Raw genomic sequence first — 20520 nt, forward strand, 5'->3', positions numbered from 1 at the left:
CGTCCGCCGGGGCCTCTCCAAGGCGCGTCACCGACGACGCTGGCCACCGCCATTCACCATCGCGGCGTAGTAATCGTCCTGCGTCCAGGAATCGTATTCGTCGCGGGACTTGGAAGCATTCGCCTTGGACTGGACTTGCCGCGTCTTCGAACTCTGATCGAGCTTCACGACGTGAAGCGGGACGCCGGCCTGCCGCAGCTTCTGCGCGAGGTTCATCTGGATGCCCGACCCTTCGCAGATGACTGCTTCGACCGGCTTGAGTGCCAGCAGGCGATCGTTGCGGACGAAGGCGGCCTTGGCGCCGAGGCGGCGATCCAGCCGGAACAGGATGACCTTCACGCCGCGCGCTGCCGCCCAGGCCTGGGCGATCGCGTCGCAGCCTTTGGTCTGCGCGGTGGTCGCGAGGATCATTTCCGGCACGCGGGCCTTGATCGAGTCGAGACCGCGCCAGAGCATCTCGTGGTCGTCCCAGACCTGACCGCCGGAGAAGGCGACGACGGGACCTTCGGGCGCGAACTGCTCGCGGCGCTCGCGAATTCGGGAAGCGAGATAGTCGCGGGCATCGATCATCGAGGCGGTGACCCCTCGGGAAACCCGGCTGCCGCGGGTCGGCGAGTAGGGGCGGCCAGTCTCGACGCGATAGACTTCGGCGGCATGGTCGCGCATGCATTCCATCGCATCGCGGCATCCCTGCAGCGACTGACACAGCAGCTGCGCCTCTTCGAGCTGCGAGGCGTAAATCTCGCTCGGATCGAAGCTGCGGGCGAGATCTCCAAGCTCCTTGGCTGCGTCGTCCTCGCGGTCGTTGATGCGCTTGGCGACGACATGGAAGCTGTTGACGAAGCCCCAGGCGAGATCGCTCGCGAAAGGCTCGAGCCGCGTGTCGCGAAACACGTCGAACAGCGTCGCCATCACCATTTCCACCGCTGCGCGGGCTTGCTCGGGATCGGGCATCTCGCGTTGCTCGGTCTCGTCGACGGGCGACAGCTTGGCGCGTTCGTCGTGCTCGATGAAAGCACCCTCGTAGATTGAACTCCGGCCGTGATGGCCGGTTTCGCCGGCGATGAAGCTGGCGAGGTCGGCGAAGTTCGTGAAAGACTTGGTCATGTGAGCCTCCATGGCGTTTTTGCTGTCTCATCCCCTCGGATGAGACCTGGCTCAGGGCATGCGGTGGTCAGGGAGGTCAGGCACGTTAACCGGGAAGCCGGCCGCAGGGCCGGACCCCGGTTAACGCCGCGCCAACGGGGAGTGGGGGAACCGATTTTGTCGGGGTTGCCGGGACGCGTCAGCGGCGCGGCGGCGCCGTCAAAATTGGGGGGACCGCTCATGCTCGACGGACCGCCAACCCCGCATGCCACACTAGGCAGACACAAGAGAGGAATAGGGGTGTAAAACCTCACCGGCGAGGACAACCGCAAGCGGGATCGTGACCCGGACGGGCGGAGACGAGGCGCAGGCCTCGGCTCCGTGAGGTTAGCCGGGGACCGCGCGCATGCGCGGGCGGCGGCTTAGCGAATAGAGCCCCGGTCCCGTCCTTCTGCCTTGGCGAAGGACGGGATGCGCCAACCATCCGTGCCGCCGCCCCATCCCCATGCTGCGCCATGCCGCAACCGGGAGCGTAGCGCCCCGAGATCAGACATATGGGCAATATCCTGCGAGCCAATCCGCTCGTGCCGGCAGGGCCTTCGGCATCGCGGCTTCCGCCGTGCGAGGGGTGGTCACGCCGGCGCCCGGGACATGACTGGCGCCCGTCCCGGGCATTCGACGTCGGCAGCGATCAGACGGGGCCGATCCAGTCCGCAGCCTCACGCCACCCAAGGATGTCGCTGCCACTGTCGGAGACGGCGTCGTTCGAAATGTCGCGCCACGGCGAGCGCGGCCGATAGGTCGGCATGTATCGAGCGGTCATCAGCTCGAAGGTCGCGCAGCTATAGCCGCTGAGGCGAATGGCAAGCACCGGCTGATTCTCCGAAGGAAGATCGAAGAAGACCGAGGTGAAGCCGGACGGAAGCGGCCGGATCGTCGCATCGATCATCGTGCGCGCCAACCGAAGCTCGAGTTCGCCGGCATCGCTGCTCCAGGGATGCGCGTCGATATCATACAGATCGTCGCTGCCGGCGGCGCGCACACAGGAGAATTCCCCCGACCAGCAACGGCTGTCCGGGTGCAGGGCCGTGACCTCTGCGGGAAGACTGGCATCGCCGGTCTCCGAGCGGAGCCAGTCGGCAAGGGCCGGCGTGAGCCGGCCCGAGAGCTTGCGCGCGCGAACCGGCGCCGCGTCGAGTTCGGGAAACTCGACGAGCCACCAGGCGAGGCGGTGATGGAGAAGGACGCCGTAGCAATGCTCTACGGCGTGTCTGGGGGCGGGCTGTGTGGCCATGAGCGGAATCCTTGCTTGAGCGGAAGGACGGGTCAGTGAACTGACCCGTCATGCGCGAAGATGGCATCGGGGCTGATCAGCTGGTGCTCGCCGGCGACCAGCGACCAGGCCGCGGCGAGGTCGTCGTAATATTCGCTATCGACGATCGCATCGGCACTGGCTTCGCCGAACTGGGCTTCTTCGAACGCGCGGACGTGGGCCGCGTCGGCGGCTTCGGCAATCGCCTGGGCGAGGCGTGCGGCGATCTCGTAGCGGTTGAGGCGGTCTGCCGCACGCCGGATGCGGTCGACCATGGCGGGGTTCGTGGTCTCGATGCCGTGGGCAATGCCGGCGATCTCATCGAAGGTGGCGAGATGGAACATTGTGCTCTCCGTGGAAATGAGGAGGGCGGTCGCTGACGGCCGCCCGTCAGGGATCAGAGGAACTCGATTTCCTCGGCGACGATGTCGGTGTTGTAGTAGGTGCGCCCATCGCGCTCGTTGCGGCTGTAGCGGATCTCGCCGACGACCATCAGCTTGTCGCCTTTCTTCTTGTGGTTGGCGACCGACTTGCCGAGGCCGTTGAAGGCCTTCACCGTGTGAAACTCGTCGTAGGTCTCGGTGTAGCCGTTGTCGTCCTTCTGTACCTGGCCGTCCTTGATCACCGGCTTGGAGGTGACGAGGCTGAAGCTGACGCCGCCCTTGCTGTCGGTGCCGAAGCGGCTGATGTCGGAGGTGATGCGGCCTGAGAGAAAAACCTTGTTCATGGTCGTGTGCCTTTCGCGTTCTCGCCAGCGGGCCGACCCCGCTGGGATGAACAGTCGCGAAAGCCCGTGAACGAGGGGGCGCCGCACCGGAGCGTCAGCGACGGGGAACCTGCGATTTTTCGGGTGGTGCGGGCAGAGGCCGCCAGGCCTCAACACGGCCGCAAAATCGGGGGTTGCGGCGGTCCCGCACGGGCGTAGCGTTCATCCCGACAAGCGGGTGGCCGGATGGCGGACAGGAGACGGGGACGCACCGACTGTGGAAGGCTCGATCCAGGCCGCTTGCCCTCAACCAGCGCGGCCGATGGCCCGGCGATGGGCGTCCTGCGTTGCCCGGCCGCGGGCTCCGATCGAGGCGGCCGCCAGTGGGCGCGGTGCGCGCCGATCGCTTCGACGATCCCGCGGGCGGCCTGCAGCCGGAGGCCGGGCCACATCCCGGAGACGACGAGATTGGCCGGCGGGTCCGTCCCGGGCGAGCGCGCCGGATCGCGCGCTTCGGCAGGAAGGGCGCCGCTGATCACGGCCGTCACGGCGGCAGGTGATCACCGGTGCTGCGGTGGGGACTGTCGCGGCCGCCGGATGGGAACCGGGCCCGGCCCCTGACTTGCGCGCCAGGCCTTAGTCGCGATCGACGGCCTTGGCTTTGCCGATGATAGCCGAGAGGATGCCACCCAGGAATCCAGGCGGCATCCGTCCGGCGACATAGGAAGGTTCGGCTGTAACGGGACGGATATCAAAGCCGAGCCAGGTGAAATGATTATACTGGTCGATGACCGCTGACGTGCCGCCGCGAGTCCGGCGCGATCGGCAACGGCGTCGGGAATGGCCAGCGTCTGGCCCGCCTTGTCGCTCTTCGTGGCGATCGCGGCCGTGAAAGCGCGCTGACCCTGCACACGATCACAACGACTGGATGTGTCTTGATGCCCTCGTCCCGACCGGCCTACTGGTCACGGGTGAAGAGATAGACATAGTGGAGGATGTCGCCGACCTTAAGGAGCGGCGTCATCGTTCCAAACGTCCTGTCCGATTTCTTCGGCGGAGGGCTTCGCGGCCTCGAAAAGATCCCGATGCGCGTCGGGCATTTGATCGGCATCGGCGGCGTTGAGATCGAGCACCGCAAGAATCTGTCCAGCGGCGAGCCGTTCGAAATAGGCGGCCTCGACAATAGTGATGTCCGGACGCCCATGTTTTGTGGCGGTGATCGGTTCTCGCCGGCTGATATCCGGATATTGACCGGTATGATTGTGGAAGGCCGTCCGCGGAACTTTCTTCTGCGTTGTCGACCCCAAGGTTTCCGCATTCATGGCACGCTCCAGGCGGAATAGTTGGCATATGCCAAATATGGCAATTTTAGTAGGTTCGAGAAATACCGCCGCCAAACAAGAACAGGGTCCGCTTCGCGTGAAACGAAGCGGACCCTGCGGGGATCGTGCCCGGCCTGGAGGCGCGGGACCGGGCACGACGGGGGGATTTCAGCTGACGGCTTCGGGCTCCTCCACCTGTTCGGCCGCACGCTGACGACGCTGACGCCGGCCGCCTTCAGGCTGTTCGCCACCGAAGGCGTGCTCTGCCGACGACTGGCCGAGGCCGGCCTCGGCGCCCTGCGCCGGCGCGCCGGCAGTCTCGCCTTCGCCGGGCAGCGGCGGCAGCGCGTCATCGGCCTTGCGCGCCATCTCCGAGGCGAGGTCGCGCCGCCGCGTCGGACGCGACCAGACCAGGTTGTAGCTGCCGTCCTCCTGGCGGAACGCCGAGATGTAAAGCGGCGCCGCCAGGCTCGGATCCTCGATCTTCCCGTTGAGAAACGCCTCGCCCGTGCCGTTCGAGAACAACTCGAACAACGCACCCACCTGCACCCACGCCCGCGATGCCGACAGCGCCAGCACCTCGAACTTCGGCGCCTTCGGATTGGCCGAGTGCACCTCGCGCAGCGCGATCGTCATCGCAATCGTCAGCGTCTCGATCTTGCCGACGAAAATACCGCCTTCATTCTGCTTGATCGAACCAATATTCATGGAAAGTCTCCTGGATGATGGTCTCGAACACTGTGTCCGGGACACCGTCCTTCCTCCCCCTCCTCTCCTCGGCCGTTCGGCCGAGCCAGCGCGCAAGCGCCATATCCGAGGCCCGCGTCCGCGGCCTCGGGACGATCCGGTCGATCCATGGATCGATCCGAACAGCCCCCGCCTGGTCCCGGCCTGATCAACCCCACCTCCCGACGCCAATCGTCGGGCAGCAGATCAGACGCAGGAGATGATCGGCCATCGCGAAACGCTCGCGCGTCAGGCCGCTGGCTTTGGCGAGTTGGCTCCAGGATGCCGGAATTCGACTGGGCTTCTTCCGTGCACAGCTATTCCGCAGGGCCGCAACCTGGGATGGTGGCCCGTCAACGGCGGACAGTCGCGTTCAGGCGTAGTGCGGCCGGGCCTCGGGAAAGGCCGGGGGCGCCGTCCATTCGAAGACGATGGCAGTATAACGGCCGCCATCATAAAGGACGGAATCGACGCGGCGACGATGACGCTGTAGCCGTTCGAGCAGGCGGTTGGCGCGATCAGCCAACTGGATGGCCCGTGCTTCGGTCGGCGCCAGCGCGAGAAGGCGGGCCAACTCGCCGGTGTCGTACCACCAGCCACCCTCTTCTGCTCCACCATAGGCGCGGTCGATCTCATAAAGAGCGATGATGTAGCGCATGTGCGGCTCCTTCAGTTGAGTGGGGCCGGGAGCGCCAGCCATTCGGGCTGGTCGTCGGCAATGGGCGGATCGAAGTTCGCGGCCTCGGCCTCGGAAAACACCGTGGCGCCAGCAAGCGAGCCGAAGCCCGAATGGCTGTTCCAGAAGAGCAGGCCGGCCTCGGCGTCGCGCGTGACAAGGACGTATCCGTCGACACCTTCGTGGTGACCGCGCGCGATAGCGCGATCGAGGAGCCGGGACGAACCTGCGAACTCGAGCCCGTCTTCGCGGATGACGACATAGCCGCCGCCGAACTCACCAGGACGCAGGCGATCGCAATCGAGCGCATATTCGAAGCCAAACGGCAGAGCCGACCTCGCGGCGGCCTGGATCAGCAGCGCGGCGGTTTCGACATCGACCTGGTCGCCGTAGAACCAGGCCTTGCAACGGCCTGACCCGTCGGACGGATCGACCTGCAGCGAAAAGCCGAGGCGTGGATAATCGGGATCGCTGAAGATCGCGCGAAATCCACCGAAGGGATCGGCCTCGATCGACGGGAAGCACGACGTGAAGGATTCGCCGAGCGCGGCATAAGCTGCGGCAAGTTCATCCTGCTCGAAACCAGAATCATCGAGAATTCCTGTAGCATCTTCGATCTTGCGCAGGACTTCGGCCTCGGCCTCGGTAACGGTGAGAACAAAGCTCGCTTTGACGAAATGGTTGGCCATGTTCGCTCCTCACGAAAAAATAGGTTCGGGACGGCCAGGTCTCCGGCCTTGGAGACATGTCCTGCCCCTTCCCCCTTCCCCCTTCCCTGCTCCTCTTTGCGTGCGCGAAGCGCAGATGCGGCGAGGCGCGCGGAGGAGAGCCTCGGTCTCGGTCAGTGGCTTACAGAAGGCGTGGGCACCGTCAGCGAGTCTAAGCGTATCGCCGACACCAGCACGTCGGGAGACAAGGCCTGCGGCGCGCCGGGGAAGGTTTTGCTCATTCTGGCCGCTCATCCAATAATTTCTGGAAACTTTCACAATTTGGAAGTATGAGGAAATTCATGTCATCCTTGGCACAGCAGATCACGGCAGCAGGGCTGGCCGACCATATCTTGAGCGAACGCCAGCTTGGGCGGTTGCTGGGCGGCGGGGATGCGCGGCGCTACGGCCTCGTAAACCGTGCCCTCAAGGATGGCTCCCTGCTTCGGGTGAAGCGCGGCACATATCTTCTGGGGCGAGACTATCGCAGCCAAACTGTACATCCCTTCGCCATTGCCCAGAGTCTCGTACCAGGCAGCTATATCTCGCTCGAAAGCGCGCTGACCTGGCATGGCTGGATTCCCGAAGCGGTTTTCACCACCGCCAGCGTGACACCGGGACGCAAAACGCTGCACTTCGACACGCCGGACTTCGGGGCGTTCAGCTTCCACCCTCTCGCCATTGCCGATTATCGGTTCCTGATCGGCGTTGATCGGGTCCAGATGGGCAAACTCACCGCCTTCGTCGCCCAGCCTTTGCGGGCGCTGATGGACCTGGTTGCCCTGCGCAAGGAACAATGGAGCGGGATCGAATGGCTGACCCATGGCATGCGGATCGACCCGGACAGGCTCGTCTCGCTTCGACGAAAGGATTTCGCCAAGCTCAGATCCACCTACAAGCACAAGGCCGTGAACGCCTTTCTCGCCGCGCTCGAATACGCCGTCATGGCCCGAAAGGCTTCCAATCATGATTGACATCATCCAGGAAAAGCTGCGCAGCTACGATGCGGCCAACGCCCTCGAAGAGGAAAATGCCGTCAAGGAAATCCTCCAGGAGATCGCGCTTTACGCCCTGTGGCGCGGCGATTTCTTCGATGTCGCCCTGTTTCAGGGAGGCACCTCGCTGCGTATCCTTCATGGCCTGCCGCGTTTTTCAGAAGACCTCGATTTCCTCCTCCGCGCACCCGATCCGGATTTCGATTGGTCGCCTTATCTCACGGTTCTGGTCGACGTGTTCGGCCAGTTCGGCCTGAAGCTCGACGCGCGGCCCAAGGCGAAAATGGACAGCGCGATCCGCCAGGCGCTCCTCAAGAATGATTCGATCGCCAGCCAGCTCGACCTTATCTTTGCCGGGACAGGCAAGCCCCGGACGATCCGCATCAAGTTGGAAATCGACGTCAATCCCCCCGCCGGCTCCGGCGAAGATGCGACCTATCTCGATTTTCCGGCCGACTATGAAGTGCGGCATCAGGATCTGCCGTCCAACTTCGCGCTCAAGATCCATGCGCTGCTCTGCCGGGGCTTCCTCAAAGGCAGGGACTGGTACGATTTCTCCTGGTATGTCGCAAAGGGAACTGCCCCCAATCTGCCGCTCCTGCGCGCGGCGCTGATTCAAGCCGGACCGTGGGCCGGTGACGAGAGCATTGCCGTCAATATGCCCTGGCTGAAGGACGCGCTGGGCAGCACGATCGCCGGTCTCGACTGGAAAGCGGCGGCCGAAGATGTGCGCCGCTTCCTGCGTCCGGCTGAACTCAAATCGATCGACCTGTGGAGCGAGCGCTTCTTCATGGCGAAGCTGGACCGGCTGGTTCCGCCTCCCGGACTGAATGCCAATGCATAATTGCCCCCCACCAGGGCAAGCGCTCGACGCCTGACCTAAGGCCTATGGAACCGTGCGCGATGGCAACTCGGGTCATCTCCTGCCCGAGCTACAGCAGGAGATCGATAACGAGCGGGTTGCCCTGCATGTTGGAGAGCTTCTAGGCGCCGAAATCCCGCCAGCGGCCAACCAGTTCGATCATCTCGGCCTTGCGGCCGAAGGCATCTGGATAAATCGCGCCTTCATGCTGGCCGAGGAAACCGACGATCGTCGTGATGTGGGTCGCGATCGTCGCGTCGACGCCGAACAGATCGGCGATAGGGAAGTGCCCGCAATCCTCGCCGTTCCACCAAGCCAGAAGGAAGTTTGCGACCCGGCGTGATTGGCCGGTGTCGGATAGGGCAATTGCGATGAGACGATTGAGGGCGTTGTCTGCGGCGGCCTTGCTGAAGGGTCCCTGATCCATGAGATCAGACTACAGCAGCGTTGGGCGCGGGTGAACCGGAAATAGCAGGATCGAGGCCCGGCGAACCGGCGGGATTGCCGCGCAACATCCAGGGCATCGGCTGGATGAGCCGTGCCCAGTCGGCGAAAGACGGAATGCGCCCCAGATCTTCGGTGACGTGCGCCTCCCCGATCAGACGCACCGGCACCTGACGTCCGTCGCTGTTGCGAACGGTCACGCCAAAAATCGTCTCGAGCAGGAAAATCCCCTCGGCATGGTGCCTGAGCGCCCGGTGGCGCGGATCAGCGATGATCTTCTTGGATTCATCGAACCATTGATGAAGGGCGATATAGTCACCCGGCACGCCGCCCCAGCGGCGCGCCGAGCTGAGCGCATGAAAATAGCAGTGAGACATGAGATCACAGCTCCGTCTCGGTGGTGTCGTAGTCGATGAACCGGGCATTATGCGTGATGGTCACGCCTCCCGAGTCGACATCGATGACGATCTCTCCGTAGGCGCCCTCGCCATTTTCCCAGCCGCCATGATGGTCGCAGACGGCATTTTCAGCAAAAGCCGACAGGGCGTCCTCCAGTTGCAATGCGGAACTCCGAACGTTTCCGCCATAGTCGACGGCGTAATGGTCGCACAGCACCGAAGGCAATTCCCGGACAGACTGGCCGCCATAGGCGGTGACATCGTCCATCATGCCTTCATCACCGCCACCATCATAGCTGATGTCGACGCGTGTGATGCCATGATCCCGCAGGATAGGCAGGAACGCGCTCTTGCAGCGCGCTTCGACACGGCGGACGGCGGCGGCATGCTCTGCGATCTCGGCCTCGATACGAGCCTGAATGGCGGCCTGGTCGGAGGTAAGTTGCGTCGGTATCATACTGGTGTCTCCTCAAGCGAGCGGTTCGCGGCCTCGGCGCAGCGGGGGTAGGCGGCGGCGAGATTGCGATGAAGGATCTCGAAGTCGGGAATGGGGAACCGTCCCAGCGGGTCGGGCCGCGTCGCGAGCAGCGCACCCATGACGATGTCGTCGATACGGTCCCGGTCGACCGCGGGGGCACGGCCGTCGTCGTAGCGGACCGGGGGCGCGAAACCGGCTTCGACCCAGCTGGCGAGACCGTCCTGGGCGGCCTCGACATAGGCCGCGACCGAGGGATCGCGACGATAAGCGCCCGCATCGACCTTGAGACCGAGCGTGCGATAGATGCCGAAGTCGTGCCGGTTGGTGATAAAGACGAGGGCACACCCGTCCGGGGGCGGGCCGAAGCGGGCGATGACGGCGGCCCGATAGGCGGCGACCTCAAGCCGGTTAAGGCGCTCGAAGTCGGGGGTGTGACCGAGCTGCGCGCAATCCTCGTGTCCGGGCGCGCCGCCGAGGTCGATGATGTCGGACATGGCCTTCTCCTGTTGCGTGAACACAAAGGCACACCCCCTCCTCTCTCCGGCCATGAGGCCAGTGGACGGCAAAGGATCCCCGATCCGCTATGGAGCCGAAGGTCATCTCAAGGGTTAGGGTCGATCGCGAAGCGTGTGGCGGCGGCCCGCCACTGGAGCAAACCGATGCGCTAGACGAAAGCCATGCGGTGATTGCCCGGCATCCGGTCAATGAAGGTCGGTGATCCAGTTCTCGACTTTGAGTGCGCGTATCCGCGAGAAGTCTGTGATATTCGCGGTCACCAGCACCGCTTCCAGGGCATAGGCATGGGCAGCGATGAACCAGTCATTTGGCCCGATAGGCTTGCCGGCTGCTTCCAGCTCTGCGCGAATACCGGCATATTCAGTGTCCGCGGGGACATCGAGGGCAAGGATCTGGAGGCTATCCAGAATGGCCTCGATCTGCGCCAGCAGCCGCGGCGAACCCGCTCTGGCGCAGCCGTAGCGGAGTTCCGCCGCGGTGATGATGCTGACACAGATCGCATCCGGGCCCACTTCGGCGACGCGTGCGGCAACCGATCCTTGCGGATTGCGGGCAAGCTCGGAGACGGTATTGGTGTCGAGCATATAGAGCCCGCTCACAGGTCGATGGCCTTTATCGGGAGCAATGTGCCCTCGACATCGGGAAACTGATCATCGGGCCCGAGCGGCTGCAGGGATGCGAGGACTTCCAGAAGATTCTTGCGGCGTACCGGTTCGATAATGAGGCGTTCGCCATCGCGATGGATCATCACGCGGTCACCCGGAAGCTCGAAATCGGCAGGGATGCGCAGAGCCTGACTCTTGTTGTTCCGGAACAGTTTGGCTTCTCGTGGAGGGACGGAAACTGCTTTTTTCCGGGCCATATCGACCTCCTTTGCATATGCATGACCATATGCATTGTACTGGGGAAATGTCAAGATTGTAGCCCATGCCGGGTGTTGCCGCGCCGGAGCCGAGCGTGATGCGGCCCTCTGTCATGGAGAAATGCAAAAGGCCCCCGCTCCGAGATGGAAGCGAGGGCCTCTTGAAGCAACGACTGGACGGTGCTCAGCTTGCGAAGGCGTGCTCTGCCGACGACTGGCCGAGGCCGGCCTCGGCGCCCTGCGCCGGCGCGCCGGCGGTCTCGCCTTCGCCGGGCAGCGGCGGCAGCGCGTCATCGGCCTTGCGCGCCATCTCCGAGGCGAGGTCGCGCCGCCGCGTCGGACGCGACCAGACCAGGTTGTAGCTGCCGTCCTCCTGGCGGAACGCCGAGATGTAAAGCGGCGCCGCCAGGCTCGGATCCTCGATCTTCCCGTTGAGAAACGCCTCGCCCGTGCCGTTCGAGAACAACTCGAACAACGCACCCACCTGCACCCACGCCCGCGATGCCGACAGCGCCAGCACCTCGAACTTCGGCGCCTTCGGATTGGCCGAGTGCACCTCGCGCAGCGCGATCGTCATCGCAATCGTCAGCGTCTCGATCTTGCCGACGAAAATACCGCCTTCATTCTGCTTGATCGAACCAATATTCATGGAAAGTCTCCTGGATGATGGTCTCGAACACTGTGTCCGGGACACCGTCCTTCCTCCCCCTCCTCTCCTCGGCCGTTCGGCCGAGCCAGCGCGCAAGCGCCATATCCGAGGCCCGCGTCCGCGGCCTCGGGACGATCCGGTCGATCCATGGATCGATCCGAACAGCCCCCGCCTGGTCCCGGCCTGATCAACCCCACCCCCCGACGCCAATCGTCGGGCAGCAGATCAGCTGCTCGCCGGAACCCGCTCAATCCGTAGATCGATGGCCTCGCGTCCGATAACGGCGACGAACCGGGAGCCTTCCGGAACGAACCATTGGGTCCGGTAGGCGAGGACGGCGCGCAGGCGCTCGAGCAGGGCCGCTTCATCGCCCAGAAGGAGACGGGTCGCCATTTCCTGCGCATCGAGCAGGAAACGATCGTGCTGCGTGTCCCAGCTATCAGCCTCGCGATCGTCGCTGGCGCAAAAGCAGGCGGCGTCGAGCAGATCGACCAGTTCGGCAGGCGTGACGGCCGTGGGTGCCGCCAGGAGAATATTGGCCTCCTCGAAGCTCCAGAAGAGGCCCTCGTCATATTCGATGGCGACAGGCGCCGGTACATGAAGCGTTTCCGGGGCGGAGCCGGAAATCGTCAGCACGAGATCCAGTCGCTCGACCGTGCCGCTGTCGATACCGGGAAGGTCCGACCCACCGAGCACAAGCGTCTCGCCCCCCTTGTCGATCTCGAAGCGGAGATCAGTGATCCGGGGAAGCCGGTCATACCAGCCATAGCCCACCATCGCCTCGTCGGATTCGGCGAGCCGTCCCTCATAGCGGCCGTCCTTCGAGAGCGCGAATGCAGCGCACTGCTCGAGCGGCGGCCCGAAATCATCGATCAGGACGAGATCGTCCGTCGAGGTCAGGTGCTGGTGCCCGGACCCGCTGTTGTAGTCGGCGACCGCCGGCGTCCATGAGAAAAGCTCACCCCGTGCCTCGGGAAGCTGAACATCGAGATCGGCCGCCTCTCGCCAGTCCGCGAAGGCCAGACGATGACTGCCGAGCGCCTGGATATGCCGGTAGATGGCGAGGCGGATCGCCGCGCGCAGGCTCTGCAGCGCGCCATTCTCGACCATCTCCTTGCGGGCCGGGAGTACGAGCTGCAATTCCGGAGCATCGACGATGTCGATCTTGGCCGCCCAGTGGCGATCCTTTTCCGCGACCGTCGGAAGGAGCGAAGCGACAGTCACGCCATGGAAGTTGATGCTCGGACTGAAATGCCGGTGAAGATAGTTGCGATAGATGCCGATGCGGACGCCGTCCTGCTGGATGATCGTCTCTGCGCCCTTCAGCCAGTCCTCGCGGAGCAGGTCCTGGCCGTCGAGCCGAACCGGAAGCGGGCAATAACGCGCGGCGCTTTGTGCAATGGTCTCGAGTGACTTGGACCAGTGCGCGTCAATCGGCACCCGGATCTCGGTTCCGAACGGGTGGGTGCAGGGCGCAACGGCGATGGGCGCGCCGGACTCCCAATCGCCTGAAGCGATGCGGATCGACCAGCCCTCGCCAGTCGAGCGCGGGCAGGAGCGAACCTCGACATCGCGACCGGCAAGGCTGAACACGCCCATGCCGGCAGGATCCTCCCGCCGCGCGATCTCGTCACCCCAACCCGACCGACCGAGGGCGAGAATGACCGATGGATCCTCGATCCCGGCGCCATCGTCGGCAATGGCGAGAAACGCAGTCCCATCGGCGTCGATGACCTTGAGGTCGACCGCGCTCGCACCCGCCCGGCGTGCGTTCTGGATAAGCTCGGAGAGAATATCGCCAAGCGTGTTATTGAAGAGGCGGGTGACTCTGGTGACGGCGGCAGGATCGACCTGGCTGTTGATCGTGGCGGGAAGGGACATCTGGGGCTCCTCGACAAGTGGAAATTCTCCGCCTGCAGTCCCCCTCCCCTTTTCCCGGACCGCCGAAGGGCGCGATCGAAGCCCTCAATAATCCTCGGCGAGCATGATCGTGAGCACGCGCCGCGTGAGCGATGCGTCCGCTGGATCTTCCGATCCGAATTCGAGGGCGGGATCATAATAGTCGATCTTGAAGAAGATGCGTTCGCCCCGAAGATCAAAGGCGCCGAAGTCTCGTTCCGGGCCGTCGTCGGAGCCAAAGTCATACCGGCGGACGGCGGCGAGGAGTTCAGCCTGGGCAATGATTTCACGAACCGCGTCTTCTTCGCCTGCGAGACGAGCGAGGCAGGCGCGGGTCACGACAAGGCGAGCGGTCGGATCGAAACCCTGGCGGCAACGGTCGTTCAAACGGGCGATCTGTTCTGTAACGGAGATGGTCATGCTGCCTCCTTCAGGCCGGCGTTGAACTGCTCGAGCCACTCCGCCATGGCCGGACGGTCGGGGAGCGGGACATGGGCCGCCACATCCTGGAACCGGATGAGGTCGGCAGGCGCGTCGTGGATGATCGCGTCGATGTCGGCGGCCGGCAGCAACTCTTCGGCGCGGATGAAATCGGTCATGCGCCCGGGCCGCGTGCGCGTCGAGCGGCGCCACAGGCCTTCGACGGTCCTGAGACGCGGGGCCGCTCTCGCCTCGACCAGCACGATGAGGCGCAGACACCAGGGCGGAAGGGCGCGAACTTCGTCCGGCTTCATCGCCCCGCAGATGAAGCAGCTCGATTTTGGCGGGATGGGAAGCTGAGCGGCTTCGATCCGGGCAATGCAGGCCGCGCGATCCCAGCCCCAATCGCGCAGAGGGTAGCGGCATTCGAAAAGATCGCTCGTGATGGTCGAGGCATGGGTATAACGCCGCGTGTCAGCCGGCGATGCGTCGTAGCCGATAAGGCGAACGACCTTCTGGCCGCGCGCCCAGGCCTCCTTGGCCGGTTCCCACTGCTTGAGAAAGGCGTCCTGCGGGGCGACCTTCCATTTGAGCGAACACGAATGGCGCCCCAGCGAAATGCTCGGCAAGGTGGCGTTCGTCAGAACGTTGGACAGCAGATCGAAATAGGGCGGCCAATGCTTGAAGCGGCGCGGTGTGTAGCGCACCGTCACATAGGGAATTCCTCGCGCCGCCATCCAGGCGGCGATCATCTTCTGATAAGGCGTAGGTTTCCGGCTTCTCGACGCCGGGGTCCCCGGTGATCACGAGGTCGGGCAGCGTGCCCCGGCTTTCAAGTTCGAGAAGAAGCGCGGTGCTGTCGACACCGATGCCATAGGCCAGGACGACGGGTTGCGGCGCATCGACGCGAATATAATCGAGCAGGCGCGCGGGACCGGGGCCGGCCTCGGCCGGGATTGAGGTGAGATCGCGCATGGGGATATCCAAATGGGCTTGAGCAGAGCTTTGGCTCGATCACTCCTTCCCACTCCCCTCTCACCTGGACGGCTCCGGCATCGATCCACGTCCATGAGATACTGTTGCGCGCCATCAGTCGCGGCAGCCTGATTTCGCTATTGGCACCGCCGGCGCACAACAGGCGTCATCGGCGGCGTTTTGCGGAAAAGTGCGCTCAGCCTCGAACCAATCCCGTAATCCGTCGCATCGCCGCTGATGTAGAAAGCCGCCCACGCCCCATCCTGGGCACCGGCGATCCAGCTCCTTTCGGACTCGGCATAGCAGCAAGCCGTCACGCCCTCGTCCAGACCCGGTCAGTCGAAGGCACTCAAACGGCCATAAATGTCCGCCAGTTCGTTCTGGATACCGAGACGCGCGGGGCCATTGGGCATCATGCCTTCTGTCGTGGCGGAACCAGAGTCCCATCGATCGAGGCGAGGATTTCCGCCGGAGCAATGACCGGTCGATCCGTTTCGACCCGCTCCGAATAGCGATCGACCAGTTGATCGACATGCGGGCGGAGCAGGACAGTGAAACGCACCAGTTCCTCCATCACGTCGACGATCCGGTCGTAATAGCTCGACGGCTTCATCCGCCCGGCCTCGTCGAACTCGGTGAAGGCTTTGGCGACGCTCGACTGGTTGGGGATGGTGAACATCCGCATCCAGCGGCCGAGGACGCGCAAGCTGTTCACGCTGTTGAACGATTGTGAACCTGCGGAGACCTGCATGACGGCAAGGGCGCGACCCTGCGTCGGGCGCATGCCCTTCAAAGCCAGCGGCAGGTGATCGATCTGCGATTTCATGATCCCGGTGATCTGGCCGTGCCGTTCCGGGCTGCACCAGACCTGGCCCTCGGACCAGAGCGAATGTGCACGCAGTTCGTGAACCGCCGGATGATCGTCATCCTGGACCTGATCGGGCATCGGCAAATCGGAGGGATCGAAGATCCGCGTTTCGCAGCCGAAGAACTGGAGCAGACGCGCCGCCTCTTCCACCACAAGCCGCGAATAGGACCGTTCGCGCAAGGATCCGTAGAGCAGCAGGATGCGCGGCGGCGGATTGCTATCCCCCAGGCCCAGGGCTGGACGCCGATGAACATAGTCAGGCTTGAGCGCTGGAAGATGGCCGGGATCGGCGAGCGTCCGCAATCGGGTGTGGCCAGTCTCGTTCATGCCCGGACCTCCGCCGGCACGCTATCGGGGAACCAGCGCCGCCCGAACCAGAAGGCGGCGTTGACCAACAGGATCAGCACCGGAACCTCGACCAGCGGCCCGATCACCGCAGCGAAGGCGACCGGCGAGGCCAGTCCAAAGGCGGCGATGGCGACCGCAATCGCCAGCTCGAAATTGTTGCCGGCGGCCGTGAACGCCACCGCCGTCGTGCGCGGATAGTCGCTCTCGATCAGTTTGCCCATGAAGAAGCTGATGCTGAATTGAACCACGAAGTAGATGGTGAGCGGGATGGCGATCCGCAGTATGTCACCCGGCAGTGTCACGATCTCATTGCCCTTGAGGCTGAACATGGCGACGATGGTGAACAGCAGCGCGACGAGCGTGATCGGGCCGATCCTGGGCAGAAAGCGGGTTTCATACCATTCATTGCCCCTGGCTTGAACGAGCCATTTGCGGGTGAGAAATCCTGCCAGAAAGGGAATGCCGAGATAGATCAGCACCGCCTCGGCGATGGTCCAGAAGCTGACATGGATGACGCTGCCCTCCAACCCGAACAGCGGCGGCAAAAAGTCGAGGAAGAACCAGGCGTAAACGCTGAAAAACAGGATCTGGAAGATTGAATTGAACGCGACCAGCGCAGCCACATACTGGTTGTCGCCCTTGGCGAGATGGTTCCAGACGATGACCATGGCGATGCAGCGGGCGAGGCCGATGAGGATCAGGCCTGTCATATATTCCGGCTTGTCGCTGAGGAAGATGACGGCGAGCGCAAACATCAGCACCGGGCCGATGATCCAGTTCTGGATCAGCGAGATCGCCAGCACCCGCTTGTCTTCGAACACACGCGGCAGTTCCTCATAGCGCACCCGCGCGAGCGGCGGATACATCATCAGGATCAGGCCGATGGCGATGGGCAGGTTGGTGGTCCGCCAGGACAGGCTGTCGATCGCCCTTGGCAATCCTTCGAAGGTCGATCCCAGACCCACGCCGAGCGCCATGGCGAGGAAAATCCACAAGGTGAGATACCGATCGAGAAACGACAGGCGTTCACGTCTGGGCTGAGCTTTCATCTTGATCCTCGTTCAACCGGTGACGCGCCTGCCGGCGGCATCGAGCACCTGTTCGCCGTCTTCCTTGACGAAGGCGCCGCGCTGGTCCGCCGGTATGAGGTCGAGCACCTCCTCGGACGGACGGCAAAGCTTCACGCCCAGCGGCGAGACGACCAGCGGCCGATTGATGAGGATCGGATGCGCCATCATCGCATCGATCAACTGGGCGTCGGTAAGATCAGGATTGTCGAGCCCCAGTTCGGCAAAGGGCGTGCCCTTCTCGCGCAGCAGGGCGCGCGGGGCGACGCCGGCGCGGACGATGAGGCTTTCCAGCAAGGCACGCGCAGGCGGAGTCTTGAGGTACTCGATGACATGCGGTTCAATGCCGGCATTGCGGATCATGGCCAGCGCATTGCGCGAGGTTCCGCATTCGGGATTGTGGTAGATGACGATGTCGCCGCAACTTTTCTGCCGAGTCATTGATTTGCTCCTGCCCTGGCGCTGGCGCCCTCGCTCTGGCCGATTTCCCTGAGTTTGCGCCGCATCGCCATCTCGTCGAGGCTGGCGAGCGGGAGCGCGAGGAACAGCGAAATACGGTTCTGCAAATACCGCAGGGCCTGCATGAAAGCCTCGCGCTGACCATCGCCTTCGACGGCGGCCGGATCCTCGATGCCCCAGTGCGCCGTCATCGGATGGCCGATCCACACGGGACATGTTTCGCCCGCAGCATTATCGCAGACGGTGAAGATGAAATCGAATTGCGGCGCGTCCGGCACGGCGAATTCGTCCCAGCTTTTCGAGCGCATGCCCGCTGTGTCGAACCCAAGCCCGTTCAAAACCGAGAGCGCCATCGGATGGACTTCGCCCCTGGGCTGACTGCCGGCGCTCCAGGCGTGGACGCGCCCTTCCCCCAGCTTGTTCATGATGGCTTCGCCCAGGATCGAGCGGGCGCTGTTACCGGTGCACAGGAAGAGCACGTTGTAGGTCTTGCCGAGGCCGATCGTGTCGGACATGGGAGTAACCTCAGGCCTTGCAGTCGAGCTCGCCGAACAGATCGGCGCACATTTCAGGGACGCCCTGGCAGCAGTCCTGCATCAGGAAAGCGAGCAGCCGGCGCATCCCCTCATAATCGGCGCGATAGTGGATGAGCCGGCTTTCCCGCTCGGACTCCACGAGTCCCGCCCGTTCAAGAATAGCCAGATGATGCGACATGGTGGACGGAGGCACATTGGCGGCCTGCGCGATGGCGCCGGCAATCAGTCCATCGGGCCCTGCCTTCACCAACATACGAAAGACAGACAGGCGCGTGTCATGCGCCAGCGCGCCAAGCGCCTCGACGGCCGAGTCCTGCCGATTGAACTCCTTCATGATCGATTCCATCCTTCCAGGTCCATCGAATAATGGTAGGCGCCTGCACGGTCAATCTATATTTTGAGAAATATAGAATCATATACCTCTATGGAATGGCCGATGGTCTGAGTGACCATGGTCGATGCACTCATGCGGATGGGCCGACAGCCTCAATCCAGGCGAAACTCTCTTGCGCCCGACATGCATCAAAGGTAGATAGTAATAGATTACTATCTACCTTTGAAGGCGCAAGCTATGAACGGGCGGTCCAAACATCTTCCCGCTGACGAGCGACGGGCGGCGACCGTGGAGGCGGTGGTCGACCTGGCTGCGGAACAGAACCCGAACGACATCACAACGACGGCCATCGCCCAACGGATGGGTCTGACCCAGGGCGCTCTCTTCCGCCACTTCCCGACCAAGGACGCCATCCTGCAGGCGGTCATGTCCTGGGTGACCGAGCGGTTGCTCGCCCGCGTGGACAAGGCGATCGAAGAAGCCGCCTCTCCGGCTGCCGCGCTTGAGGCGGTTTTCATGACGCATATCGATTTCGTGTCTGACCACCCCGGTGTGCCGCGAATGCTGTTCGGGGAGTTGCAGCGACCGGGCGAGACGCTTCCCAAACGCATGGCCCAGACCCTGATCCGCCATTATGGCGAACGGCTGCATACCCTGCTCGACGCCGGAAAGGCACGGGGCGAACTGCATGCGGACCTCGATCCGGAAGCCGCGGCCACCCTGTTCATCGGCACGGTCCAGGGCCTGGTCATGCAATCCATGCTGGCGGGCGATGTGACCCGCATCCGCAGCGATGCGCCCGGCGTGTTCGCCATCTATCTGCGCGGCGTCGGAGCATCATCATGAAGAACATCCGCCTGTCCGGCACGACAAAGCGGATCCTGATCATTGCGGCCGTCATCGTGATCATCGGTGCTGGATGGCTGTGGATGCAGCGGGGCAGCCGCGACGGCGACGCCCTCAATCTATACGGCAATGTCGATATTCGGGAGGTGCAATTGGCCTTCCGCCAGTCCGGCCGCGTCGCGCAGATGCTGTTCGATGAAGGCGATCATGTCGAGCCGGGCGCACATATGGCGACTCTCGACGCGCAACCGTTCGAGGAAGCGCTCGCGGCGGCCGACGCCGCCGTAGCGGTCGCACAGGCAGACCTCGACAAATTGCGCCGCGGGCTGCGGCCGCAAGAGATTACGCAGACGCAGGAGACCCTCAATCAGGCCCTCGCCGTCGCCAGGGAAGCGGGGCGCAATTTCGACCGGCAGAGCCAGTTGCTCGCGTCGGGAGCCGCCAGTCAAAAGACGGTCGATGCCGCGCGCACTGCGCGCGATCAGGCCGCTGCCAGTGTCAAGGCGGCCCGGGCCGCGCATTCGCAAGCCACCGAAGGCTTCCGCAAGGAAGACATCGCGGCCGGGCAAGCCCGCCTCGCCGCCGCACAGGCAGCACGGGCCCAAGCCGCAACTGCGCTGGCCGATACAGTGCTGCTTACGCCCAGTACCGGCACAATCATCGCACGGGTGCGCGAACCCGGCAGCATGGTTGTCAGCCAAAGCCCGGTCTATAGCCTCAGCCTTGATGCACCGGTTTATGTCCGCGCCTATGTCGGCGAACCGGATCTGGGGCGCATCGCGCCCGGAATGCGGGTGCGCGTTCGCAGCGACTCGTCCGACAAGACCTATCAAGGCCAGATCGGGTTCATATCACCGCGGGCGGAGTTCACACCCAAAACGGTAGAAACCACCGATCTGCGCACGGATCTGGTCTATCGCCTGCGGATCGTGGTCACCAATGCCGATGCTGCGCTGCGCCAGGGCATGCCGGTGACCATCGCGGTCGATGCCAGGCAAGCTTCAAGCGCGCGTACCAAGGGCCGCTGAT

General features: G+C 63.7%; 27 protein-coding genes and 1 pseudogene. 5 read left to right on the top strand and 23 right to left on the bottom strand.

Annotated features, from left to right (window positions below):
* Positions 1-27: 27 nt before the first annotated feature.
* The 4 genes from NP825_RS21970 to NP825_RS21985 form a co-directional block, all read right to left on the bottom strand.
* Positions 28-1107, bottom strand: a complete 1080-nt coding sequence (locus NP825_RS21970) for a DUF2493 domain-containing protein (protein ID WP_257551792.1) — start codon at positions 1105-1107, stop codon at positions 28-30.
* Positions 1108-1777: 670 nt separating this feature from the next.
* Positions 1778-2380, bottom strand: a complete 603-nt coding sequence (locus NP825_RS21975; protein ID WP_257551793.1) for a hypothetical protein — start codon at positions 2378-2380, stop codon at positions 1778-1780.
* A 32-nt stretch (positions 2381-2412) separates the two neighbouring features.
* Positions 2413-2742 carry a hypothetical protein gene (locus NP825_RS21980; protein ID WP_257551794.1) on the bottom strand — a complete coding sequence of 110 codons (330 nt, stop codon included), beginning with the start codon at positions 2740-2742 and terminating at the stop codon, positions 2413-2415.
* A gap of 53 nt (positions 2743-2795) precedes the next feature.
* Positions 2796-3125, bottom strand: a complete 330-nt coding sequence (locus NP825_RS21985; protein WP_007015553.1) for a single-stranded DNA-binding protein — start codon at positions 3123-3125, stop codon at positions 2796-2798.
* Positions 3126-3660: 535 nt separating this feature from the next.
* Here NP825_RS21985 and NP825_RS23695 point away from each other — a divergent pair.
* The gene (locus NP825_RS23695; protein WP_374046585.1) at positions 3661-3744 is read left to right on the top strand and encodes a hypothetical protein; all 84 of its coding nucleotides are present in this window, start codon (positions 3661-3663) and stop codon (positions 3742-3744) included.
* A 367-nt stretch (positions 3745-4111) separates the two neighbouring features.
* Here NP825_RS23695 and NP825_RS21990 read toward each other — a convergent pair whose 3' ends face one another.
* From NP825_RS21990 to NP825_RS22005, 4 genes are all read right to left on the bottom strand, one after another.
* The gene (locus NP825_RS21990) at positions 4112-4426 is read right to left on the bottom strand and encodes a type II toxin-antitoxin system prevent-host-death family antitoxin (protein ID WP_257551795.1); all 315 of its coding nucleotides are present in this window, start codon (positions 4424-4426) and stop codon (positions 4112-4114) included.
* A gap of 168 nt (positions 4427-4594) precedes the next feature.
* The gene (locus tag NP825_RS21995) at positions 4595-5134 is read right to left on the bottom strand and encodes a DUF736 domain-containing protein (protein WP_257551796.1); all 540 of its coding nucleotides are present in this window, start codon (positions 5132-5134) and stop codon (positions 4595-4597) included.
* Positions 5135-5525: 391 nt separating this feature from the next.
* Entirely contained in the window at positions 5526-5810 is a 285-nt protein-coding gene (locus NP825_RS22000; protein ID WP_257551797.1) for a hypothetical protein, read from the bottom strand.
* 11 nt (positions 5811-5821) lie between these two features.
* Complete coding sequence (locus NP825_RS22005; RefSeq protein WP_257551798.1) at positions 5822-6517, bottom strand: hypothetical protein; 696 nt, start codon at positions 6515-6517, stop codon at positions 5822-5824.
* 320 nt (positions 6518-6837) lie between these two features.
* On the opposite strand from NP825_RS22005, the gene NP825_RS22010 reads away from it, so the two are divergent.
* Positions 6838-7509 (top strand): hypothetical protein, encoded by a 672-nt coding sequence (locus NP825_RS22010; RefSeq protein ID WP_257551799.1) that lies wholly within the window; start codon positions 6838-6840, stop codon positions 7507-7509.
* Positions 7502-8374 (top strand): nucleotidyl transferase AbiEii/AbiGii toxin family protein, encoded by an 873-nt coding sequence (locus NP825_RS22015; protein ID WP_257551800.1) that lies wholly within the window; start codon positions 7502-7504, stop codon positions 8372-8374. The genes NP825_RS22010 and NP825_RS22015 overlap by 8 nt, the downstream gene beginning before the upstream one ends.
* 139 nt (positions 8375-8513) lie before the next feature.
* Here NP825_RS22015 and NP825_RS22020 read toward each other — a convergent pair whose 3' ends face one another.
* The 15 genes and pseudogenes from NP825_RS22020 to NP825_RS22090 all read right to left on the bottom strand — a co-directional run bounded on the left by NP825_RS22020 (position 8514) and on the right by NP825_RS22090 (position 18657).
* Positions 8514-8819, bottom strand: coding sequence for a hypothetical protein (locus NP825_RS22020; protein WP_257551801.1), 306 nt, complete (start codon positions 8817-8819; stop codon positions 8514-8516).
* 4 nt (positions 8820-8823) lie between these two features.
* On the bottom strand, positions 8824-9213 hold the full coding sequence (locus NP825_RS22025) for a hypothetical protein (RefSeq protein WP_257551802.1): 390 nt from the start codon (positions 9211-9213) through the stop codon (positions 8824-8826).
* A gap of 4 nt (positions 9214-9217) precedes the next feature.
* Positions 9218-9691 (bottom strand): DUF6878 family protein, encoded by a 474-nt coding sequence (locus NP825_RS22030; protein ID WP_257551803.1) that lies wholly within the window; start codon positions 9689-9691, stop codon positions 9218-9220.
* A complete protein-coding gene (locus NP825_RS22035) occupies positions 9688-10206 on the bottom strand; it encodes a hypothetical protein (RefSeq protein WP_020818772.1) in 519 nt (172 codons plus the stop codon). Before NP825_RS22035 ends, NP825_RS22030 begins: the two co-directional genes overlap by 4 nt.
* Positions 10207-10413: 207 nt before the next feature.
* On the bottom strand, positions 10414-10827 hold the full coding sequence (locus tag NP825_RS22040) for a type II toxin-antitoxin system VapC family toxin (protein WP_257551804.1): 414 nt from the start codon (positions 10825-10827) through the stop codon (positions 10414-10416).
* Entirely contained in the window at positions 10824-11090 is a 267-nt protein-coding gene (locus NP825_RS22045) for an antitoxin (protein WP_257551805.1), read from the bottom strand. The genes NP825_RS22040 and NP825_RS22045 overlap by 4 nt, the downstream gene beginning before the upstream one ends.
* 184 nt (positions 11091-11274) lie before the next feature.
* Complete coding sequence (locus tag NP825_RS22050) at positions 11275-11739, bottom strand: DUF736 domain-containing protein (RefSeq protein WP_257551806.1); 465 nt, start codon at positions 11737-11739, stop codon at positions 11275-11277.
* A 225-nt stretch (positions 11740-11964) separates the two neighbouring features.
* Complete coding sequence (locus NP825_RS22055) at positions 11965-13620, bottom strand: ATP-binding protein (protein WP_257551807.1); 1656 nt, start codon at positions 13618-13620, stop codon at positions 11965-11967.
* Between the two features lie 84 nt (positions 13621-13704).
* The gene (locus NP825_RS22060) at positions 13705-14058 is read right to left on the bottom strand and encodes a DUF3768 domain-containing protein (protein ID WP_257551808.1); all 354 of its coding nucleotides are present in this window, start codon (positions 14056-14058) and stop codon (positions 13705-13707) included.
* Positions 14055-15033, bottom strand: a pseudogene (locus tag NP825_RS22065) (hypothetical protein). Before NP825_RS22065 ends, NP825_RS22060 begins: the two are co-directional and overlap by 4 nt.
* A gap of 412 nt (positions 15034-15445) precedes the next feature.
* The gene (gene arsH, locus NP825_RS22070) at positions 15446-16228 is read right to left on the bottom strand and encodes an arsenical resistance protein ArsH (RefSeq protein ID WP_257551809.1); all 783 of its coding nucleotides are present in this window, start codon (positions 16226-16228) and stop codon (positions 15446-15448) included.
* Positions 16225-17298, bottom strand: coding sequence for an ACR3 family arsenite efflux transporter (gene arsB, locus NP825_RS22075; RefSeq protein WP_257551810.1), 1074 nt, complete (start codon positions 17296-17298; stop codon positions 16225-16227). Before arsB ends, arsH begins: the two co-directional genes overlap by 4 nt.
* A 12-nt stretch (positions 17299-17310) precedes the next feature.
* Positions 17311-17757 carry an arsenate reductase (glutaredoxin) gene (gene arsC / locus NP825_RS22080; RefSeq protein WP_257551811.1) on the bottom strand — a complete coding sequence of 149 codons (447 nt, stop codon included), beginning with the start codon at positions 17755-17757 and terminating at the stop codon, positions 17311-17313.
* Complete coding sequence (locus NP825_RS22085; RefSeq protein WP_257551812.1) at positions 17754-18290, bottom strand: arsenate reductase ArsC; 537 nt, start codon at positions 18288-18290, stop codon at positions 17754-17756. The genes arsC and NP825_RS22085 overlap by 4 nt, the downstream gene beginning before the upstream one ends.
* 10 nt (positions 18291-18300) lie before the next feature.
* Positions 18301-18657 (bottom strand): helix-turn-helix transcriptional regulator, encoded by a 357-nt coding sequence (locus NP825_RS22090; RefSeq protein ID WP_257551813.1) that lies wholly within the window; start codon positions 18655-18657, stop codon positions 18301-18303.
* 225 nt (positions 18658-18882) lie between these two features.
* Here NP825_RS22090 and NP825_RS22095 point away from each other — a divergent pair, with 225 nt between their 5' ends.
* A complete protein-coding gene (locus tag NP825_RS22095) occupies positions 18883-19491 on the top strand; it encodes a TetR/AcrR family transcriptional regulator (RefSeq protein ID WP_257551814.1) in 609 nt (202 codons plus the stop codon).
* On the top strand, positions 19488-20519 hold the full coding sequence (gene hlyD / locus NP825_RS22100; RefSeq protein ID WP_257551815.1) for a secretion protein HlyD: 1032 nt from the start codon (positions 19488-19490) through the stop codon (positions 20517-20519). The genes NP825_RS22095 and hlyD overlap by 4 nt, the downstream gene beginning before the upstream one ends.
* Position 20520 lies beyond the last annotated feature (1 nt).

The organism is Sphingopyxis sp. DBS4 (genome assembly GCF_024628865.1).
Classification (GTDB): domain Bacteria; phylum Pseudomonadota; class Alphaproteobacteria; order Sphingomonadales; family Sphingomonadaceae; genus Sphingopyxis.

Excerpts from the sequence above, each read along its gene's own strand:
- NP825_RS21970 (WP_257551792.1), bottom strand. The coding sequence starts at position 1,107 with ATGACCAAGTCTTTCACGAACTTCGCCGACCTCGCCAGCTTCATCGCC.
- NP825_RS21975 (WP_257551793.1), bottom strand. The coding sequence starts at position 2,380 with ATGGCCACACAGCCCGCCCCCAGACACGCCGTAGAGCATTGCTACGGC.
- NP825_RS21980 (WP_257551794.1), bottom strand. The coding sequence starts at position 2,742 with ATGTTCCATCTCGCCACCTTCGATGAGATCGCCGGCATTGCCCACGGC.
- NP825_RS21985 (WP_007015553.1), bottom strand. The coding sequence starts at position 3,125 with ATGAACAAGGTTTTTCTCTCAGGCCGCATCACCTCCGACATCAGCCGC.
- NP825_RS21990 (WP_257551795.1), bottom strand. The coding sequence starts at position 4,426 with ATGAATGCGGAAACCTTGGGGTCGACAACGCAGAAGAAAGTTCCGCGG.
- NP825_RS21995 (WP_257551796.1), bottom strand. The coding sequence starts at position 5,134 with ATGAATATTGGTTCGATCAAGCAGAATGAAGGCGGTATTTTCGTCGGC.
- NP825_RS22000 (WP_257551797.1), bottom strand. The coding sequence starts at position 5,810 with ATGCGCTACATCATCGCTCTTTATGAGATCGACCGCGCCTATGGTGGA.
- NP825_RS22005 (WP_257551798.1), bottom strand. The coding sequence starts at position 6,517 with ATGGCCAACCATTTCGTCAAAGCGAGCTTTGTTCTCACCGTTACCGAG.
- NP825_RS22010 (WP_257551799.1), top strand. The coding sequence starts at position 6,838 with ATGTCATCCTTGGCACAGCAGATCACGGCAGCAGGGCTGGCCGACCAT.
- NP825_RS22015 (WP_257551800.1), top strand. The coding sequence starts at position 7,502 with ATGATTGACATCATCCAGGAAAAGCTGCGCAGCTACGATGCGGCCAAC.
- NP825_RS22020 (WP_257551801.1), bottom strand. The coding sequence starts at position 8,819 with ATGGATCAGGGACCCTTCAGCAAGGCCGCCGCAGACAACGCCCTCAAT.
- NP825_RS22025 (WP_257551802.1), bottom strand. The coding sequence starts at position 9,213 with ATGTCTCACTGCTATTTTCATGCGCTCAGCTCGGCGCGCCGCTGGGGC.
- NP825_RS22030 (WP_257551803.1), bottom strand. The coding sequence starts at position 9,691 with ATGATACCGACGCAACTTACCTCCGACCAGGCCGCCATTCAGGCTCGT.
- NP825_RS22035 (WP_020818772.1), bottom strand. The coding sequence starts at position 10,206 with ATGTCCGACATCATCGACCTCGGCGGCGCGCCCGGACACGAGGATTGC.
- NP825_RS22045 (WP_257551805.1), bottom strand. The coding sequence starts at position 11,090 with ATGGCCCGGAAAAAAGCAGTTTCCGTCCCTCCACGAGAAGCCAAACTG.
- NP825_RS22050 (WP_257551806.1), bottom strand. The coding sequence starts at position 11,739 with ATGAATATTGGTTCGATCAAGCAGAATGAAGGCGGTATTTTCGTCGGC.
- NP825_RS22055 (WP_257551807.1), bottom strand. The coding sequence starts at position 13,620 with ATGTCCCTTCCCGCCACGATCAACAGCCAGGTCGATCCTGCCGCCGTC.
- NP825_RS22060 (WP_257551808.1), bottom strand. The coding sequence starts at position 14,058 with ATGACCATCTCCGTTACAGAACAGATCGCCCGTTTGAACGACCGTTGC.
- arsH (WP_257551809.1), bottom strand. The coding sequence starts at position 16,228 with ATGAACGAGACTGGCCACACCCGATTGCGGACGCTCGCCGATCCCGGC.
- arsB (WP_257551810.1), bottom strand. The coding sequence starts at position 17,298 with ATGAAAGCTCAGCCCAGACGTGAACGCCTGTCGTTTCTCGATCGGTAT.
- arsC (WP_257551811.1), bottom strand. The coding sequence starts at position 17,757 with ATGACTCGGCAGAAAAGTTGCGGCGACATCGTCATCTACCACAATCCC.
- NP825_RS22085 (WP_257551812.1), bottom strand. The coding sequence starts at position 18,290 with ATGTCCGACACGATCGGCCTCGGCAAGACCTACAACGTGCTCTTCCTG.
- NP825_RS22090 (WP_257551813.1), bottom strand. The coding sequence starts at position 18,657 with ATGGAATCGATCATGAAGGAGTTCAATCGGCAGGACTCGGCCGTCGAG.
- NP825_RS22095 (WP_257551814.1), top strand. The coding sequence starts at position 18,883 with ATGAACGGGCGGTCCAAACATCTTCCCGCTGACGAGCGACGGGCGGCG.
- hlyD (WP_257551815.1), top strand. The coding sequence starts at position 19,488 with ATGAAGAACATCCGCCTGTCCGGCACGACAAAGCGGATCCTGATCATT.